16 protein-coding genes and 1 pseudogene are annotated in these 17,436 nt (G+C 60.7%); 11 read left to right on the top strand and 6 right to left on the bottom strand.

Annotated elements, in window-relative coordinates; all coding sequences use genetic code 11:
* Window positions 1-125 precede the first annotated feature (125 nt).
* The 3 genes from LOY52_RS04545 (at window position 126) to LOY52_RS04555 (ending at window position 2,924) form a co-directional block, all read left to right on the top strand.
* Complete coding sequence (locus tag LOY52_RS04545) at window positions 126-908, top strand: class II aldolase/adducin family protein (RefSeq protein ID WP_258678461.1); 783 nt, start codon at window positions 126-128, stop codon at window positions 906-908.
* Window positions 908-1,810, top strand: a complete 903-nt coding sequence (locus LOY52_RS04550) for an alpha/beta fold hydrolase (protein WP_258678462.1) — start codon at window positions 908-910, stop codon at window positions 1,808-1,810. Before LOY52_RS04545 ends, LOY52_RS04550 begins: the two co-directional genes overlap by 1 nt.
* A gap of 202 nt (window positions 1,811-2,012) precedes the next feature.
* The gene (locus LOY52_RS04555; protein WP_258678464.1) at window positions 2,013-2,924 is read left to right on the top strand and encodes an SDR family oxidoreductase; all 912 of its coding nucleotides are present in this window, start codon (window positions 2,013-2,015) and stop codon (window positions 2,922-2,924) included.
* 355 nt (window positions 2,925-3,279) lie between these two features.
* Here the strand turns inward: LOY52_RS04555 and LOY52_RS04560 are convergent, their stop codons facing one another.
* Window positions 3,280-4,074: an IclR family transcriptional regulator gene (locus tag LOY52_RS04560; protein ID WP_258678466.1), complete on the bottom strand. Its 795-nt coding sequence runs from the start codon at window positions 4,072-4,074 to the stop codon at window positions 3,280-3,282.
* A gap of 165 nt (window positions 4,075-4,239) precedes the next feature.
* On the opposite strand from LOY52_RS04560, the gene hmgA reads away from it, so the two are divergent.
* The 4 genes from hmgA to LOY52_RS04580 all read left to right on the top strand — a co-directional run bounded on the left by hmgA (window position 4,240) and on the right by LOY52_RS04580 (window position 9,002).
* Window positions 4,240-5,544 carry a homogentisate 1,2-dioxygenase gene (gene hmgA / locus LOY52_RS04565; protein ID WP_258678468.1) on the top strand — a complete coding sequence of 435 codons (1,305 nt, stop codon included), beginning with the start codon at window positions 4,240-4,242 and terminating at the stop codon, window positions 5,542-5,544.
* Between the two features lie 3 nt (window positions 5,545-5,547).
* Entirely contained in the window at window positions 5,548-6,852 is a 1,305-nt protein-coding gene (gene fahA, locus LOY52_RS04570) for a fumarylacetoacetase (protein ID WP_258678471.1), read from the top strand.
* Between the two features lie 12 nt (window positions 6,853-6,864).
* On the top strand, window positions 6,865-7,500 hold the full coding sequence (maiA, locus tag LOY52_RS04575; protein ID WP_258678472.1) for a maleylacetoacetate isomerase: 636 nt from the start codon (window positions 6,865-6,867) through the stop codon (window positions 7,498-7,500).
* A gap of 146 nt (window positions 7,501-7,646) precedes the next feature.
* Complete coding sequence (locus LOY52_RS04580) at window positions 7,647-9,002, top strand: aromatic acid/H+ symport family MFS transporter (RefSeq protein WP_258678474.1); 1,356 nt, start codon at window positions 7,647-7,649, stop codon at window positions 9,000-9,002.
* An 85-nt stretch (window positions 9,003-9,087) separates the two neighbouring features.
* Here the strand turns inward: LOY52_RS04580 and LOY52_RS04585 are convergent, their stop codons facing one another.
* On the bottom strand, window positions 9,088-9,891 hold the full coding sequence (locus LOY52_RS04585) for a SirB1 family protein (protein WP_258678475.1): 804 nt from the start codon (window positions 9,889-9,891) through the stop codon (window positions 9,088-9,090).
* Between the two features lie 172 nt (window positions 9,892-10,063).
* Between LOY52_RS04585 and LOY52_RS04590 the strand changes: the two genes are divergently transcribed.
* The gene (locus tag LOY52_RS04590; protein WP_202370143.1) at window positions 10,064-11,083 is read left to right on the top strand and encodes a Glu/Leu/Phe/Val dehydrogenase; all 1,020 of its coding nucleotides are present in this window, start codon (window positions 10,064-10,066) and stop codon (window positions 11,081-11,083) included.
* Between the two features lie 180 nt (window positions 11,084-11,263).
* On the opposite strand, the pseudogene LOY52_RS04595 reads toward LOY52_RS04590, so the two are convergent.
* Window positions 11,264-11,518, bottom strand: a pseudogene (locus LOY52_RS04595) (YebG family protein); the annotation flags it as partial.
* A 326-nt stretch (window positions 11,519-11,844) separates the two neighbouring features.
* Between LOY52_RS04595 and LOY52_RS04600 the strand changes: the two are divergent.
* Complete coding sequence (locus tag LOY52_RS04600) at window positions 11,845-12,345, top strand: phosphate-starvation-inducible protein PsiE (RefSeq protein WP_003221775.1); 501 nt, start codon at window positions 11,845-11,847, stop codon at window positions 12,343-12,345.
* On the opposite strand, the gene LOY52_RS04605 is transcribed toward LOY52_RS04600, so the two are convergent.
* The 3 genes from LOY52_RS04605 to LOY52_RS04615 all read right to left on the bottom strand — a co-directional run bounded on the left by LOY52_RS04605 (window position 12,342) and on the right by LOY52_RS04615 (window position 15,743).
* Window positions 12,342-12,659 (bottom strand): DUF3509 domain-containing protein, encoded by a 318-nt coding sequence (locus LOY52_RS04605; protein ID WP_258678477.1) that lies wholly within the window; start codon window positions 12,657-12,659, stop codon window positions 12,342-12,344. The genes LOY52_RS04600 and LOY52_RS04605 overlap by 4 nt on opposite strands.
* 319 nt (window positions 12,660-12,978) lie before the next feature.
* Window positions 12,979-14,280 carry an HAAAP family serine/threonine permease gene (locus tag LOY52_RS04610; RefSeq protein ID WP_258678479.1) on the bottom strand — a complete coding sequence of 434 codons (1,302 nt, stop codon included), beginning with the start codon at window positions 14,278-14,280 and terminating at the stop codon, window positions 12,979-12,981.
* A gap of 86 nt (window positions 14,281-14,366) precedes the next feature.
* Window positions 14,367-15,743, bottom strand: coding sequence for an L-serine ammonia-lyase (locus LOY52_RS04615; protein ID WP_258678481.1), 1,377 nt, complete (start codon window positions 15,741-15,743; stop codon window positions 14,367-14,369).
* Between the two features lie 135 nt (window positions 15,744-15,878).
* Here LOY52_RS04615 and LOY52_RS04620 point away from each other — a divergent pair, with 135 nt between their 5' ends.
* Together LOY52_RS04620 and LOY52_RS04625 are read left to right on the top strand one after the other, a co-directional pair.
* Entirely contained in the window at window positions 15,879-16,826 is a 948-nt protein-coding gene (locus LOY52_RS04620) for a LysR substrate-binding domain-containing protein (protein WP_007914183.1), read from the top strand.
* A gap of 200 nt (window positions 16,827-17,026) precedes the next feature.
* Complete coding sequence (locus tag LOY52_RS04625; protein ID WP_027610895.1) at window positions 17,027-17,431, top strand: HPF/RaiA family ribosome-associated protein; 405 nt, start codon at window positions 17,027-17,029, stop codon at window positions 17,429-17,431.
* Window positions 17,432-17,436 lie beyond the last annotated feature (5 nt).

Consider the following 17,436-nt stretch of genomic DNA (forward strand, 5'->3'; position numbering starts at 1 on the left):
TCCAAGGTGTTTGCATGGCTGACCCGCTCAGTCATCAAGCTGGCTGGCAATGCAACTCCGCGATCCTTTGCGCCTGACTAGACTGCTCGTACGTGCAGAACAATAAGAACGCAGAGGTGCATACAGTGAGCGTAGCCCCCGTCCAATCGTCCCTTGATGTCAAAGACCAGGTCAGTGCCGCGGAATGGCAGACCCGGGTCGATCTCGCCGCCTGCTATCGACTGGTAGCGTTGCATGGTTGGGACGACCTGATCTTCACTCATATTTCCGCCAAGGTGCCGGGCACCGAAGATTTTCTGATCAACCCGTTCGGATTGATGTTCCATGAGATCACCGCATCCAGCCTGGTCAAAGTCGATCAGGCCGGCAACAAGCTCATGGACAGCCCCTACGACATCAATCCTGCCGGTTACACCATCCACAGCGCCGTGCACGAAGTGCGGCACGATGTGGTTTGCGTGCTGCACACCCACACCGCGTCCGGTGTGGCCGTTTCAGCGCAAAAACAGGGTGTGTTGCCGATCAGTCAGCAGTCGCTGTTTGTGTTGTCGAGCCTGGCCTATCACGGCTACGAAGGCGTGGCGCTGAATCACGAAGAGAAGGCGCGCTTGCAGGCCGACCTTGGCGAGAACAATTTCCTGATGCTGCACAACCACGGGTTGCTGACCTGCGGCGGCACCATCGCTGACACCTTTCTGATGATGTTCACCTTCCAGCGCGCCTGCGATATCCAGGTCATGGCGCAAACCGGCGGTGCTGAACTGATCGCCATCGAACCGCAGATCCTCGCCGGAGCCAAAGCGATGATCGCCGGCGTGACCAAAAGTGCTCAAGGCATGGGTGGCGCGCTGGCCTGGCCGGCGTTGCTGCGCAAACTCGATAAACAAGACCCCGGATATAAACTCTGATGCCTCTTGCCGAGATTCCTCTGTGTGTCTGGCGCAAACGCAGCCGGACGTTTGTCTTCCGCGGCCAGTCGATCCGTTACTGGACGGCGGGGCAGGGTGAGCCGCTGCTGTTGATCCACGGTTTCCCGACGGCCAGTTGGGATTGGCATTATCTGTGGCAACCGCTGGCCCAGCGTTATCGGGTGATTGCCTGCGACATGCTCGGTTTCGGGGATTCGGCCAAACCGTCGAATCACCGCTACAGCCTGCTGGAGCAGGCCGACCTGCAACAGGCGCTGCTGGCGGATCTTCTGATCGAACAGCCAGTGCATGTGCTGGCTCACGATTACGGTGACAGCGTTGCCCAGGAACTGCTCGCCCGGCATTACGAAAACCGGATCGAGGTGGCCAGTTGTGTCTTTCTCAATGGCGGACTGTTCCCCGAAACTCATCGCCCGGTGCTGATGCAAAAACTGCTGCTCAGCCCGCTGGGCTGGATGATCGGCCGGGCGTTTACCCGTGATGCGCTGGTGAAAAGTTTCCGCCAGATCTTCGGTCCGCAGACCGGCCCCAGTGAAAGTGAACTGGATGATTTCTGGAGCCTGATCGAGACCCATCGTGGCCCACGCATTCTGCACAAACTGATCGGCTACATCCCTGAGCGGCGGGTGCAGCGCAACCGTTGGGTGGCGGCGATGCAGCGTGATGAGGTGCCGCTGCGGGTGATCGATGGCGAAGTCGATCCGATTTCCGGTGCGCACATGGTTGAGCGTTACCGCGAGCTGATTGCCGATGCCGATACGGTGCTGTTGCCAGGCATCGGCCATTACCCACAAATTGAAGCGCCAGTGCAGGTGCTCAAGCATTACCTGGCGTTTCGTGAGCGCCTGGAGTTGCCGCCGCGCAAGGTCGCATGCTCCTGAGAGATCAAAAGATCGCAGCCTGCGGCAGCTCCTACACCGATCTTCTGTAGGAGCTGCCGCAGGCTGCGATCTTTTGATTTTGCTGTTCATCATCCCCCAGCCTTATCGCCCGCCATTCAGCCCCAGCCCTGTTCGTTGTGAGCGAAAGCCCCGTGCCTGAAACTCGGGATCACTGTCCCTCAGGCCTGCTGGAGTTCCTGCGATGAATGAGTCCGTACGTTTCGAAGATAAAGTCGTGATCGTCACCGGTGCCGGTGGTGGCCTGGGTCGGGCGCACGCGTTGCTGTTCGCCCGGCACGGCGCCAAAGTGCTGGTAAACGACCTCGGCGGCTCGACCCAGGGCGAAGGCGCCAACGCCTCCGCCGCCGACCGTGTGGTGGCGGAGATTCGCGAAGCCGGCGGCATCGCCGAGGCCAACCATGACTCGGTCACCGACGGCGACAAACTGGTGCAGAACGCCCTCGACGCCTTTGGCCGTGTCGACGTGGTGGTGAACAACGCCGGGATTCTGCGCGACAAGACCTTTCACAAGATGGACGACGCCGACTGGGATCTGGTCTATCGCGTCCACGTCGAGGGCGCCTACAAAGTGACCCGCGCCGCCTGGCCACACCTGCGCGAGCAAAACTACGGCCGGGTGATCTTCACGGCATCGACCTCGGGCATCTACGGCAACTTCGGCCAGTCCAACTACGGCATGGCCAAACTCGGCCTCTACGGCCTGACCCGTACCCTGGCCATCGAAGGTCGCAAGAACAATATTCTGGTCAACGCCATCGCGCCTACCGGCGGCACGCGCATGACCGAAGGCCTGATCCCGCCGCAAGTGTTCGAACAGCTCAAACCGGAACTGGTCAGCCCGCTGGTGGTGTACCTGGCCAGTGAACAGTGCCAGGAAACCTCCGGCCTGTTTGAAGTCGGTGGTGGCTGGATGGGCAAAGTGCGCTGGGAACGCAGCCTCGGCGCCGGGTTCGATCCACGCAACGGTTTCTCCCCGGAAGATGTCGCGGCGCACTGGCAGCAGATCTGCGACTTCGAAGGCGCTGCGCATCCGAAGGACAACATTGAAGCGCTGAAGGAAATGATGGCGAACTTGCAGAAGTATTCGCTGTGACGTGTGTCGTGCCCGACAAATGAGCAACCCGATCGGCAAAACCTTCGCCCATAAAAAAGGCCGCTGCAAACGCAGCGGCCAAGGTAAGACGTTGGATCAAGGAGCTACAAATCAACGTCAGTGAACACCGGGGCGATCAATCGAAGCATCGACTCATCTGAAATCGGTCAGCGCTGGCGCGATTTGCTCAGCAGCCAGGGCTCGGAGCTTCACGGCGTGTGCCGTGAAAGCCCGCTCAGAATAAGCACTTGAGCATGATGGAAAAATAGCGATTCCGGACATGCACTGTTACGGGGCATGTAACAGTCGGGTCCGGCTACGCCATCGGGTCACTGAAGGGGATGTGGCTCTTGCTTCAAGGGCGCAGGTCGTCGGCCTGATAGCCCATGCGCCAACTCACGGCGCGTGCCGCAGCCAGCAGTCGCCGGGCTGCCGGGCCGTTTTCATCGGCGTGGAACAGCGAGGTCGGGCCGACGATGGTCAGCACTGCGGCGATATGCCCGACAGCGTTGAACACCGGCGCCGACAACGCGTCCACTCCAGGCATCAACAAGCCATGCACATGATGCAGACCGCGCTCGCGGATCTGCTCGCATAAACCGCTGTAGGCGTTTTCATCAGCCAGTGGATGGCCGGCGACGGCGATTTCCTGCTCGCGTAACTCATCGGTTTCCCGATGTGGCAGAAAGGCACTGAACACCAGCCCGGTGGACGAACTGAGCAGCGGCAAAACCGAACCCAACTGAGTCACCACCGTCACCGCGCGCACCGCCGGCTCGATATGCACCACGGTCGCGCCCTGATTTCCCCACACCGCCAGAAAGCAGGTTTCATTCAGTTCGTCGCGCAGCTCGGACAGAGGCAGGGCGGCGACTTTCAGCACGTCCATACTGTTCAGGGCTGCCAACCCCACGCGCAACGCCTCACGGCCGAGACCGTAGTGGTTGGTGGCGGCGTTCTGCTCGGCGAAACCACTGGCGATCAGTGCCTGGAGATAGCGGTGCACCTTGCTCGCCGGCATCTGCACATGTTCGGCCAGACGCGATAGTGAGGTGGAGGGCGACAACTCGGCCAACGCCTTGAGGATGTCGGTGCCGACCTCGGCGGAGCGGACTTTCTGTTTGCCGTTGCTGTCGCTGGTTTTTTCCATGGTGCGGCCGGGATCCGAAAACGAATGGGCGTCTTTATAGCTTGACGCTGGATAGCGAGCAAATTACGTTATGCGTAATCGAATTACGATAATAACAACCCCGGCGTGCGCAAAGCTCTGAGCCAGAGCGATGGGCCACTGCCGACTCCCTGTTCAGGAGGCTCCATGAACCTCGATTCAAACGCGTCGGAGCTGGCGTACCAGTCCGGTTTCGGCAACGAATTCAGCAGTGAAGCGTTGCCCGGCGCCTTGCCCATCGGCCAGAACTCCCCGCAAAAAGCCCCCTACGGCCTCTACACCGAATTGCTCTCCGGCACTGCGTTCACCATGACCCGCAGTGAAGCCCGGCGCACCTGGATGTACCGGATTCAGCCGTCGGCCAATCACCCGGCGTTCGTCAAACTGGAGCGGCAACTGGCCGGTGGACCGCTGGGTGAAGTGACGCCCAATCGCCTGCGCTGGAATCCTCTGGATATCCCGACCGAGCCGACCGATTTCATCGACGCTCTGGTCGGCATGGTGGCCAACTCGGCAGCGGAAAAACCTGCCGGCATCAGCATCTATAACTACGCCGCCAATCGCTCGATGGAGCGGGTGTTCTACAACGCTGACGGCGAACTGCTGCTGGTACCACAACTGGGGCGGTTGCGCATTGCCACCGAACTGGGAGTGCTCGAAGTCGCGCCGCTGGAAATCGCCGTGCTGCCGCGTGGCCTGAAATTCCGCGTCGAACTGCTTGATGCGCAGGCGCGCGGGTACGTTGCCGAGAACCACGGCGCGCCGCTGCGTCTGCCGGATTTGGGGCCGATCGGTAGCAACGGTCTGGCCAATCCACGGGACTTCCTCGCTCCGGTCGCCGCTTACGAAAACCTGCAGCAGCCGACGACGCTGGTGCAGAAATTCCTCGGCCAGTTGTGGGGCACCGAGCTCGATCATTCGCCGCTGAATGTGGTCGCCTGGCACGGCAACAACGTGCCGTACAAATACGATCTGCGCCGTTTCAACACCATCGGCACCGTGAGTTTCGATCACCCGGATCCGTCGATCTTCACCGTGCTGACGTCGCCAACCAGCGTGCACGGTCTGGCCAACCTCGACTTCGTGATCTTCCCGCCACGCTGGATGGTCGCCGAGAACACCTTCCGTCCACCGTGGTTCCATCGCAACCTGATGAACGAATTCATGGGCCTGATCCAGGGCGAATACGACGCCAAGGCTGAAGGCTTCGTGCCCGGCGGTGCCTCGCTGCACAGCTGCATGAGCGCCCATGGCCCGGATGGCGAAACCTGCACCAAAGCGATCAACGCCGACCTCAAGCCGGCGAAGATCGACAACACCATGGCCTTCATGTTCGAGACCAGTCAGGTGCTGCGCCCAAGCCGCTTCGCCCTCGACTGCCCGCAACTGCAATCCACTTACGACGCCTGCTGGGCCACGCTGCCTGCCACGTTCGACCCGACCCGGAGATAACCCATGACTCAGACTTCCATCACCCGCAGTTGGGTTGCTTCGGCCAACGGCCACGCGGATTTCCCGTTGCAGAACCTGCCGCTGGGCGTGTTCAGCACTGGCGGCTCGGCGCCGCGCGCGGGCGTAGCAATCGGCGAGCACATTTTCGATTTACAGGTGGCGCTAGAAGCCGGTCTGTTCGACGGCCCGGCACGCAGCGCGGTCGAAGCCATGCACGGCGGCCTGCTGAATGCGTTCTTCGACCTCGGTCGCGAAGCCCGCGTAGCCTTGCGCAGCCGCTTGCTGGAATTGTTCAGCGAGGGCAGCAGCCATCGCGGCGCCATCGAAGCCCAAGGCGCAAAACTGTTGCCACTGGCAGCTGATTGCCAAATGCACCTGCCGGCGCGCATCAGCGACTACACCGACTTCTACGTCGGCATCGAACACGCGCAGAACGTCGGCAAACTGTTCCGTCCGGACAACCCGCTGCTGCCCAACTACAAGTACGTGCCGATCGGTTATCACGGTCGCGCCTCTACGGTGCGCGCCTCCGGTACCGACGTGCGCCGCCCGAAAGGTCAGACCCTTCCGGCTGGTGCCAGCGAGCCGACCTTCGGCCCTTGCGCCCGACTGGACTACGAACTGGAACTGGGCATCTGGATCGGTCAGGGCAACGACATGGGCGAGCCGATTGCCATCGGTGACGCGGCCGAACACATCGCCGGTTTCTGTCTGCTCAACGACTGGTCGGCCCGCGATATCCAGGCCTGGGAATACCAGCCGCTGGGCCCGTTCCTGTCCAAGAGCTTTATCACCAGTGTCTCGCCTTGGGTGGTGACAGCGGAAGCGCTGGAGCCATTCCGTACGGCACAACCTGCGCGCCCGGAAGGTGATCCGCAGCCGCTGCCATACCTGTTCGACAAACGTGATCAAGATGGCGGCGCCTTCGACATCGAACTGGAAGTGCTGCTGCTCACCGAAGCCATGCGCGAACAGAATCTGCCGGCCCATCGCCTGACCCAGAGCAACACTCGCTACATGTACTGGACCGTCGCACAAATGGTCGCGCACCACAGCGTCAACGGTTGCCAGTTGCAGGCCGGTGATCTGTTCGGTTCGGGGACTTTGTCCGGCCCGCAAAGCGGTCAGTTCGGCAGCCTGCTGGAAATCACTGAGGGCGGTAAAAAGCCGATCGAACTGGCCTCCGGCGAAGTGCGGAAATTCCTCGAAGACGGCGACGAAATCATCCTGCGCGCGCGTTGCGCCCGAGACGGTTTTGCCTCGATCGGCTTCGGCGAATGCCGCGGCAAAGTGCTGGCGGCGCGCTGACAGGAGCGGATCATGGATCTCTATACCTATTACCGCTCGACCTCGTCATACCGGGTGCGTATCGCCCTGGCGCTGAAGGGGCTCGACTACACCGCGCTGCCGGTCAACCTGATCGCGCCGTCCGGGGGCGAGCATCGGCAGGCGGCGTACCTGGCGATCAACCCGCAGGGTCGGGTACCGGCCCTGCGCACCGATGACGGCGAGTTGCTGATCCAGTCGCCGGCGATCATCGAGTACCTGGAAGAGCGTTATCCACAGCGGCCATTGCTGCCCGAAGACCTCGCCGCCCGTGCTCATGTGCGCGGTGTGGCGGCGGTGATCGGCTGCGACGTGCATCCGCTGCACAACGTCAGCGTGCTCAATCGCCTGCGCCAGTCGGGCCACGAAGAGCCGCAGGTGGTGGAGTGGATCGCGCACTGGATCAGTCAGGGGCTGGCGACCGTCGAGCAATTGATCGGTGACAGCGGTTTCTGTTTCGGTGAGTGGCCGTGTGTGGCGGATGTTTATCTGATCCCGCAGTTGTATGCGGCCGAGCGCTTCGGTGTTTCGCTGGAGGCTTACCCGCGGATCCGGCGGGTGGCGGCGTTGGCGGCTGAGCATCCGGCGTTCATCAAGGCGCATCCGGCCAATCAGCCGGATACCCCGTAAGACCCTGTGGGAGCGAGCCTGCTCGCGAAGAGGTCGTATCAGCAGCCATTCTCTTGGCAGGCACGCCGTTTTCGCGAGCAGGCTCGCTCCCACATGTGATCCGTGTTGCACCTAAAAAATCATAAAAACAAAACAGGTACCTTGCGATGCACAACCAGATTGCCAGCTTCCGCGCGGCACTCGACGCCCGTTCTGTGTCCCGCTATCAGTGGTTGCTCCTGATCCTGCTCGCCTTGTTGCTGGTCACCGACGGTTATGACGCCCAGGTGCTGGGTTACGTGGTGCCGGCCCTGGCTCAGGACTGGGGCCTGGAGAAAGCCGCGTTCGGGCCGGTTTTCAGCGCCAACCTGTTGGGTCTGACCCTCGGTTCGCTCGCGGTGACACCGCTGGCCGATCGCTTCGGCGTACGGCGAATCCTGCTCGCCTGCGTGCTGATCTACGCCTGCCTGACGGTGCTGATGGTGTTCGCCGACTCGCTGAATACCTTGATGATCGCGCGTTTCATCTGCGGCATCGGCATGGGTGGGGCGATGCCGAGTGCCATGGCCTTGATGTCGGAATACTCACCGCCTCGTCTGCGCACCTTGATGGTGACGCTGGCCGCTTGTGGGTTTTCGTTTGGCGGTGCGGCGGGTGGTTTTGTCGCCGCTGGCTTCATCGACCGCTTTGGCTGGCAAGCGGTGTTCCTTGCCGGTGGTGTCACGCCGTTGCTGCTGTTCCCGTTCCTGTGGTGGATGCTGCCAGAATCGCTGCCGCGTCTGCTGCGCGATGCACCGCCCTATGCGCGCCTGCGCAAAGTCAGCGCGCGAATGCTGCCGGACTGGCAACCGCCGGCCGCGACCGTTGAACAGAACGAGCGCGAGCAGGGCAGCAAGCTGACCGTGGTCGAGCTGTTCCGCAACGGTTATGCGCGCCCGACCCTGCTGATCTGGGCGACGTTTTTTGTCAGCCTGATTCTGCTGTATTTCATGATCAGCTGGCTGCCGACGCTGTTGCTGGAAAGCGGTCTGAAACTCAACGAAGCCAACCTGGTGACCTCGATGTTCCTGTTCGCCGGCACCTTGGGCGCAGTGTGCATGGCCTGGTTCGCCGACCGGCTCAAGCGCAAGGTGCGCCTGCTCTGCGCGGTATTGGCCGGGGCGGCTGTGTGCACGGTTCTGCTGGGCCTGAATCACGACAATCCGCGCTATCTGGTGGCCTGCGTGTTTGCTGCCGGGTTTTGCATCATCGGTGGGCAACTGACGTTGAACGCCTTCGCCAGTAATTTCTACCCAGCCCACGTGCGGGCCACGGGCACCGGCTGGGCGTTGGGGGTAGGGCGCTTCGGTTCGATCCTCGGGCCGCTGTTTGGCAGCCTGCTGCTGGCGATGCACATTCCGGTGGCGCAGATATTTTTCTTCTGCGCGATTCCGGCGGTTATTGCGGCGCTACTGATCATTCAGGTGCGCTCACCTTCCGATTTTGACCCGGTTGTTGGAAATGCTGGGGCTGTCAAAACCTGAAGAGCAAAAGATCGCAGCCTGCGGCAGCTCCTACAGGGGAATGTATTTCAATGTAGGAACTGCCGCAGGCTGCGATCTTTTGCTGTTAATGAACAACGGAGTTCGGAGGCAGGTGCCCAAGCCGTTCAGTCAAACGCAATCGCTGGATCGGATCATCACTGAGCAGCAGCGCATGTTCCAGATCGAAGCGCTCGGCGTTCGGGCAATCGAGCCGTTGATACAGGCTGGCGCGGGCCAGATAATCGGCGGCGCTGGCATCGCCCAGTTCCAGCACGCGTTCGGCATCGATCAGCGCGGCAATGTAATCCTCATGCGCCAGATGCAACTGCCGCAGGTTGCGTGACAGGCGCTGGAGCATCTGCTCTGGGCTGGCGGTGGCCAGATGGTCGGCGTTGAGTTTGAGGTGCGCGCCGTACTGACGTTGCAACAACTCGCGACAGTCATTGGGGTACAGCCGCCGACCGCCGCAGGGATCCAGCAGGTGATCAGCACCGGGTACCCGCAGCAGGAAATGCCCAGGGAAGTTCACCCCGACCAGCGGAATCTCCAGACCACGGGCCAGTTCCAGAGCAATCAGGGACAGGGTCAGCGGCTGGCCGCGGCGGGTCTGCAACACTTTGTGCAACAACGCGACCTGTGGGCGTAGCGGCAGAAAATCGTCCTGAGAGAAGCCCAGATCATTCATCCGCCGCAGCAACGGCTGCGCCAGTTCGCTGACCGGCAGCATCGGCAAGCCGTAACTGACGCGCTGCTGCAGCTCCTTGAAGTCCTGTTGCAGCGCTTCGACATCGAGGCCTTTTTCGTGTTCGGCAGCCATCCACAACGCCGCTTCGAACAGCGCGGGCGGTGAACGGTGCAGGCATTCGAAAAAGCGTTGGCGCGGACTCATCGAAATCTCCGGGGAATGCCTCGTTTTAGCCCCGTCTGCGCCATTCGTCCAGTACCGGACAGGTTATGCCGCAAAGTCGCCATCGACGCCTGCGCTTATTCCGGCGCGCTTCAGCAATTTTTGGGCGCAAGCCTATACTGGCGTCTACCAGAAGTGATTCGGGAGCCTGCCGATGTTTGCTCTCATGCAAAGCACTCGCCTGGAATCGCTGCACCTCAGCGTTGACCCGGTCACCGGGTTGAAGGCGGTCATTGCCATTCACAACAGTCGCCTCGGGCCTGCTCTGGGCGGTTGCCGTTATCTTGCCTATCCCAACGACGAATCCGCAGTCGAGGATGCCATACGCCTGGCGCAGGGCATGAGCTACAAGGCGGCCCTGGCCGGGCTCGATCAGGGCGGCGGGGTGGCGGTGATCGTACGCCCGGTGCATGTGGAAAATCGCGCGGCATTGTTCGAAGCGTTTGGCCGTTGCATCGAACAACTCGACGGTCGCTACATCACCGCCATCGACAGCGGCACTTCGGTGGCGGACATGGATTGCATCGCCCAGCAGACCCAGCATGTCACCAGCACCACCTCGGCCGGCGACCCGGCACCGCATGCGGCGATGGGCGTGTTCACCGGAATTCGCGCCACCGCCATGGCGCGGCTGGGCAGCGACAATCTTGAAGGCTTGCGCGTGGCGATTCAGGGCTTGGGCAACGTCGGTTATGCATTGGCCGAGCAGTTGCACGCGGCGGGCGCAGAGTTGCTGGTCAGCGACATCGACCACGGCAAGGTGCAACTGGCGATGGAGCAACTCAACGCGCACCCGATCGCCAACGACGCCTTGCTCAGCACACCGTGCGACATCCTTGCGCCGTGCGGCCTCGGCGGGGTGCTCAACAGTCATACGGTGACGCAACTGCGCTGCTCGGCGGTGGCCGGTTCGGCGAACAATCAACTGACGCATCTGGATGTGGCCGATCAACTGGAGCGGCGCGGGATTCTGTATGCGCCGGACTATGTGATTAACGCGGGCGGGTTGATTTATGTCTCGCTCAAGCATCGCGGCGAAGAGCTGGGGACGATAACCGCGCACCTGTCGAAGATCAGTTCGCGACTGACCGAAGTGTTTGCCCATGCGCAGGCCGAGAAGCGTTCGCCGGCGCGGGTGGCGGATGAGTTGGCGGAGAAAGTCTTGTATCGCTGAAAAGCAAAAGATCGCAGCCTGCGGCAGCTCCTACAGGGAGTACGCATTCCATATGTAGGAGCTGCCGCAGGCTGCGATCTTTTAATGGGTCAGTGATTACTTGGCAGCTTTCGCCGCTTTTACCGGTTTGACCGGTGCTTCATCGGATTCTGCCGACTCAGCCTTTTCAGCCACTGGCTCGGCCGGTGCATTGATCAGCTCCGACAGCGCATCAGGCTGGCTCTTGAACGCCTTGGCGAACACATCGCGGTTCTTCGCCATGTAGATCCCGACTTCTTCAACCTGTTGCTCGTTCAGCGACGGCACGGCTTTCTGCAACACTTCGGACAGCATCTCGGCCAGTTCGAGCATTTTGTCATGACGGTCAGCTTCGGCTTTATCCATGAACAAGCGCTCCAGATCTCGGCTGCTGCGGTATACCACTTCGACGGCCATTCACCACCTCACATGCCTTCACATTTAGTTGTCTTAGCGACTACTGTATTTATATACAGCGAAAGGATAAGCGAATCCCTGCGCTTTGGGTAGTGGCTTTTCAATGTAGACCGGATTCGGGATTTGTCAGTGGGATCGCGGTGCGGCTATTCGCGAGCAGGCTCGCTCCCACCATTGCGCAGGGCTGCGACCAAACGCCACGGCGCGGGTTTGGTGCCGGCTCGCCATGATGGCGTGGCCTCTTTTCTGCATGAAACTCAAGACGTGCAGAAAACCATCACGTCCAACCGGCATCATCCGCTCGCATCGGGCTAAGGAACATCATCGTGAAAATAAACTGGGCCGAGAAACTGCGGCAAAACGTGCATCAACTGGCCGAGTCCCTGGGCAACCTGTTCGTCGAGACCTTTCACTATCTGGCGCTGTTCGCCATTGGTGCGGTGACCGCGTGGGCGGCGGTGATGGAATTTCTCGGCATGCTCGAAGAAGGCCACATCAAGATCGATGACATTCTGTTGCTGTTCATCTATCTGGAACTGGGGGCGATGGTCGGGATTTACTTCAAGACCAACCACATGCCGGTGCGCTTTCTGATCTACGTGGCGATCACCGCGCTGACTCGCCTGCTGATCTCCAATGTCTCGCACCACAACCCGCCGGACATGGGCATCATCTACCTGTGCGGCGGCATTCTGCTGCTGGCGTTCTCGATCCTGGTGGTGCGTTACGCCTCGTCGCAATTTCCGTCGGTGAAGATCGAAAAACCGCAACGCAAGCTCGGCGCCGGCTCCGGTGAGCACCCCGAGATCGAGAAGGGCGAACTCTAAATCCCGGCTGACGCTCGAGAGCGGCCGTCAATTGGCTGCGGTGGCGGGGGCAGACCGTCGCCGCCGGTCATCGCTTCAAGGATCGCCATCGCGCTGTGGCCCTGTTCGATGGCGATGCCGAACTGAATGCTTTGCACCAGCCGTTTGAGCCGTACCGGATCGTTGCGCTGTTCGGCGCTGATCATCCGTTTGGCGACGATCCGGCCGCTGTTGGACAGGGTCAGCATGATGCTGCCGTCCAGCCCCTGAATGCTCAGGTTGATCTGATAGTCCGGCGCGAAGGCATCGGTAATGATCTGAAAAGGGTTGTCCATGATGCGTCACCGCCTGATTGAACGTGCAGTTGTTGACCGGCCGTGATCGGGTTGGTTCGCAATACCTGATCATCGGCGATTCCGTGGCCATTTCGCCAATTGCTTCTGTGTAGGAGCTGCCGCAGGCTGCGATCTTTTGATCTTCAGCGTCTTGATGTGCGTCATGCAGATCAAAAGATCGCAGCCTCGTTGCACTCGACAGCTCCTACACAGCTCCTGCACAGGTCATAGCAAGGGCTGTGCCGGGAAAATTTCTGGACAATGGATACGGCATAAAAAAGGCGAGCCCATGGCTCGCCTTTGTCATTTGTGGCCCGTTTCAGGGCAGAACCGAGTAGATGATCGCCGACAGTGCAATCAGGCCTATCAGCACCACGAACACGTTCGACGCCTGTCCCGAGTACTGGCGCAAGGCTGGCACACGGCGGATGGCGTACATCGGCATCAGGAACAACAGGCAGGCAATCACCGGCCCGCCGAGGGTTTCGATCATGCCGAGGATGCTCGGGTTGAAGGTGGCCACGGCCCAGCAGCTGAGGATCATGAACAGTGCGGTCAAGCGGTTCAGCCAGCTCGCCGACATCACCTTGCCACGACCGCGCAGGCTTTTCACGATCATGCCCTGAAAGCCTTCGCTGGCGCCGATGTAGTGGCCGAGGAAGGATTTGGTGATCGCCACCAGCGCGATCAGCGGTGCGGCGTAAGCGATGACCGGGGTCTGGAAGTGGTTGGCCAGGTACGACAGTATCGAAATGTTCTGCGCCTTGGCCGCGGCCAGATCGGCCGGCGACAGCGCCAGCACACAGCTGAAGCAGAAGAACATCACCGTCACCACCATCATCCCGTGGGCCATCGCGAGGATGCCGCTGCTCTTGCGTTCGGCCTGCTCGCCGTAGCGCTGTTTCTGGTCAACCGCGAACGCCGAGATGATCGGCGAGTGGTTGAACGAGAACACCATCACCGGGATCGCCAGCCACAGGGTCTTGAGGAACGTCGACAGCGGCATTGGCTCTTGAGCGCTGGCGAAAAACGCGCCATTCCAGTTGGGGATCAGGCTCAGACCAAGCAACAGCAGGGCGGCGACGAACGGGTAGACCAGCACGCTCATGGCTTTGACGATCACGTTCTGCCCGCAGCGCACGATCGCCATCAGTCCGAGAATCAGCACCAGCGACAGGATTGCCCGAGGTGGCGGAGCGATGTGCAATTGGTGTTCGAGAAAGCTGCTCAAGGTGTTGGTCAACGCGACGCTGTACACCAGCAGGATCGGGAAGATCGCAAAAAAATACAGCAGGGTGATCAGCTTGCCGGCACCGATGCCGAAGTGTTCTTCGACGACTTCGGTGATGTCGCCGGAACGCCCGGACAGCACGAAGCGGGTCAGGCCACGGTGGGCGAAGAAAGTCATCGGGAACGCCAGTAGCGCCAGAATCAGCAACGGCCAGAAACCGCCGACGCCGGCATTGATCGGCAGAAACAAAGTGCCGGCACCGATGGCGGTGCCGTACAGACCGAGCATCCAGGTGGTGTCGGATTTGCTCCAGCCCTTGTGGGAAATTTCGGTGTTGCGTGTGCGATCTACAGCGGGATTTTCGGCAGCAGGTGTGCGTACATCAGTCATCGTTTTTGCCTCGTTATTATTTTTGCTCGGGCTCACGGTTGGCGGGCGCAAGTTTGCAGCCCGCCGGGGCGATCATGGAATGCGCGTCAGCATTCCACCCAGTTCACGGCCAGGCCGCCCCGTGAAGTCTCTTTGTATTTGTCATGCATGTCGGCGCCGGTGTCGCGCATGGTGCGGATCACCCGGTCGAGGGAAATGAAGTGTTTGCCGTCGCCGCGCAGGGCCATTTGTGTGGCATTGATCGCTTTCACGGCGGCGATGGCATTGCGCTCGATGCACGGCACCTGCACCAGGCCGCCGACCGGGTCGCAGGTCAGGCCGAGGTTGTGTTCCAGGCCGATTTCGGCGGCGTTTTCCAGTTGCTCCGGGGTCGCGCCGAGCACTTCAGCGAGGCCTGCAGCGGCCATGGCGCAGGCCGAACCGACTTCGCCCTGACAGCCGACTTCAGCGCCGGAGATCGAGGCATTTTTCTTACACAGAATGCCGACGGCGGCGGCGCCCATGAAGAACGCGACGATGTCATCGTCAGACGCGTCCGGATTGAATTTCATGTAGTAGTGCAGCACCGCCGGAATGATTCCCGCCGCGCCATTGGTCGGCGCGGTGACCATGCGCCCGCCAGCAGCGTTCTCTTCGTTGACGGCCAGCGCGAACAGATTGACCCACTCCATCGCCGACAGCGTTGAACTGATCACGTTCGGCTTGCCGATTTCCAGCAGACTGCGGTGCAATTTCGCCGCGCGGCGCGGCACGTTCAGCCCACCGGGCAGGATGCCTTCGTGGCGCAGGCCCTGTTCGACACACTCGCGCATCACCGACCAGATGTGCAGCAGGCCGTTACGGATTTCAGCGTCGCTGCGCCAGGCCCGTTCGTTGGCCATCATCAGCTCCGACACGCGCAAGTTGTGCTGCTTGCACAGGCTCAGCAGTTCGGCGGCGCTGGAAAAATCGTACGGCAACACCACGTCGCCGGCCGGCGCCACACCGGACTCGGCTTCCGCCGCTTCGATGATGAAACCGCCGCCAATCGAGTAGTACGTTTGCGTGAACAGCTCGGCGCTTTCGCCAAAGGCTGTCAGCGACATGGCGTTGGGGTGGTAGGGCAGGCTTTCGTCCAGCAGCAGGAGATCGTGCTGCCAGTTGAAGTAAATTTCTCTCTGCCCGGCCAGCAGCAACACGCCGCTTTCGCGCAGTTGCTGGATGCGTGGATCGATGGTCGCCGGATCGATGCTGTCCGGCCATTCGCCCATCAGGCCCATGACCGTCGCGCGGTCGGTGGCGTGGCCGACGCCGGTGGCCGACAGCGAACCGTACAAACGGATTTCCACGCGACGCACATCGTTGAGCAAGTGTTGGTCGATCAGCGCCTGGGCGAAGGTCGCGGCGGCGCGCATCGGGCCGACGGTGTGGGAGCTGGACGGACCGATGCCGACTTTGAATAGATCGAAAACACTGATAGCCATGCTAAACCCTTACAAGCAATGGAGTAGGAATCGCTGCCATTTTTTGTAGGACAAGCGCAATGTCGGCGATACTGCCTGCCTCGGTCCTACGTGACTAACGAAATTTCCTAAGTAAGCCTTTAGCAGGACTAAACGATGAGTCGTCAATTGCATGCCCAGACCTACGTCTGGCTGCAGGTGTTTTCTTGTGCCGCGCGGCACCTGTCGTTCACCCGTTGCGCTGAAGAGCTGCACATCACTCCGGGGGCGGTCAGCCAGCAGATTCGCCAACTGGAAGAGCGCCTCGGTTTTCGCCTGTTCCATCGCCGGGCGCGGGGCGTGGAGTTGAGTGCGGAAGGCCAGCGACTGGCCATCACCGTCAATGAGGCCTACGGCAGCATCGATGCTGAATTGCGTCGACTGGATGCGGGGATGATCAGCGGGATTCTGCGGGTGCGTTCGATTCCATCGTTTCTCAGCAAATGGCTGACCCCGCGGTTGCCGCGCCTGCAACAGCGCTATCCGGACATCCAGTTGCGCCTGGTGGCCGAGGACAGCAGCGTGCCGTTGCACGAGGGCGACTTTGATCTAGCGATTGACCTGAATGACGGCAGCTATCCGGGGCTGTTATCCACAGCCTTGCTCGACGAACAGATTTTCCCGGTCTGCGCGCCGAGCCTGTTGCGTGGACGTCCGCCGCTGCATGGGCCGGCGGATCTGGTGCATTTCCCGTTGTTGCACGACATCACCGCCTGGCGCGGCAGTTACGAATACGCGGAATGGGAGTTCTATCTGAACGCGATTGGCTTTGAAGGCGCCGACGTACGGCGTGGACACACGTTCAACCGGAATCACCTGACCATCGAAGCCGCGATCGCCGGTATGGGCGTGGCGATTGCCCGGCGCACGTTGCTCAACGATGAACTGGAGCGCGGGACGTTGATTGTGCCGTTCGGCCTGTCGGTGCCCAACCACAAACGCTACGTGCTGCTGTATGCGCCGGGGGCCTTGAGCCATCCGGGCGTGCGCGCCGTGCATGACTGGCTGGTGGAGGAGGCGGGGATTTTTCGTAGCTTGCACCCGTTGAACGACGGGCAATTGTGAGCAGATTTTGCAGGGTTGCCAGGCGACCCAACTCCCGACCTTACCAGTGACTTGCTCGGTTGTCCGGCTTTTTTTGCGAATGAATATTTATCTTTTTTCAGGGGTTGAAATGTTCGCCGGTCGGGCCGATTGTTGTAACCAGGAGGTCAGGAAATCCAATTCAAGGCCTCTGGCGAGCTAGCTGAAATAAGGGATGAACTATGCAAATCCAAGTCAACAGCGATAACCATATTCAAAGCAGTAAGCGACTGGAGGAGTGGGTACGTACAACTATTGAGAGCACGCTCGAACGTTATGAAGAAGACCTGACCCGTGTCGAAGTCCACCTGAGCGACGAGAACGGCGACAAACCAGGTCCCCATGACTTGCGCTGCCAACTGGAAGCGCGGCCAAAAGGCCATCAACCGATTTCCGTCACCCATAAAGCCGATTCGCTGGAACAGGCGATCGACGGTGCAGCCGAAAAACTGGAACACGCGCTGGAGCACCTGTTTGGCAAACTGCGCGGCAAACCCCGCGCCGCCATCGTGCCATTCAGCAAGGCGAACGACGCACTGCTGGAAGAAGAGTTTCTCGAGAACGAACAGGCAGCGATCAACAGTTGATACGC

This window comes from Pseudomonas sp. B21-051 (assembly GCF_024748795.1).
Lineage (GTDB): Bacteria > Pseudomonadota > Gammaproteobacteria > Pseudomonadales > Pseudomonadaceae > Aquipseudomonas > Aquipseudomonas putida_A.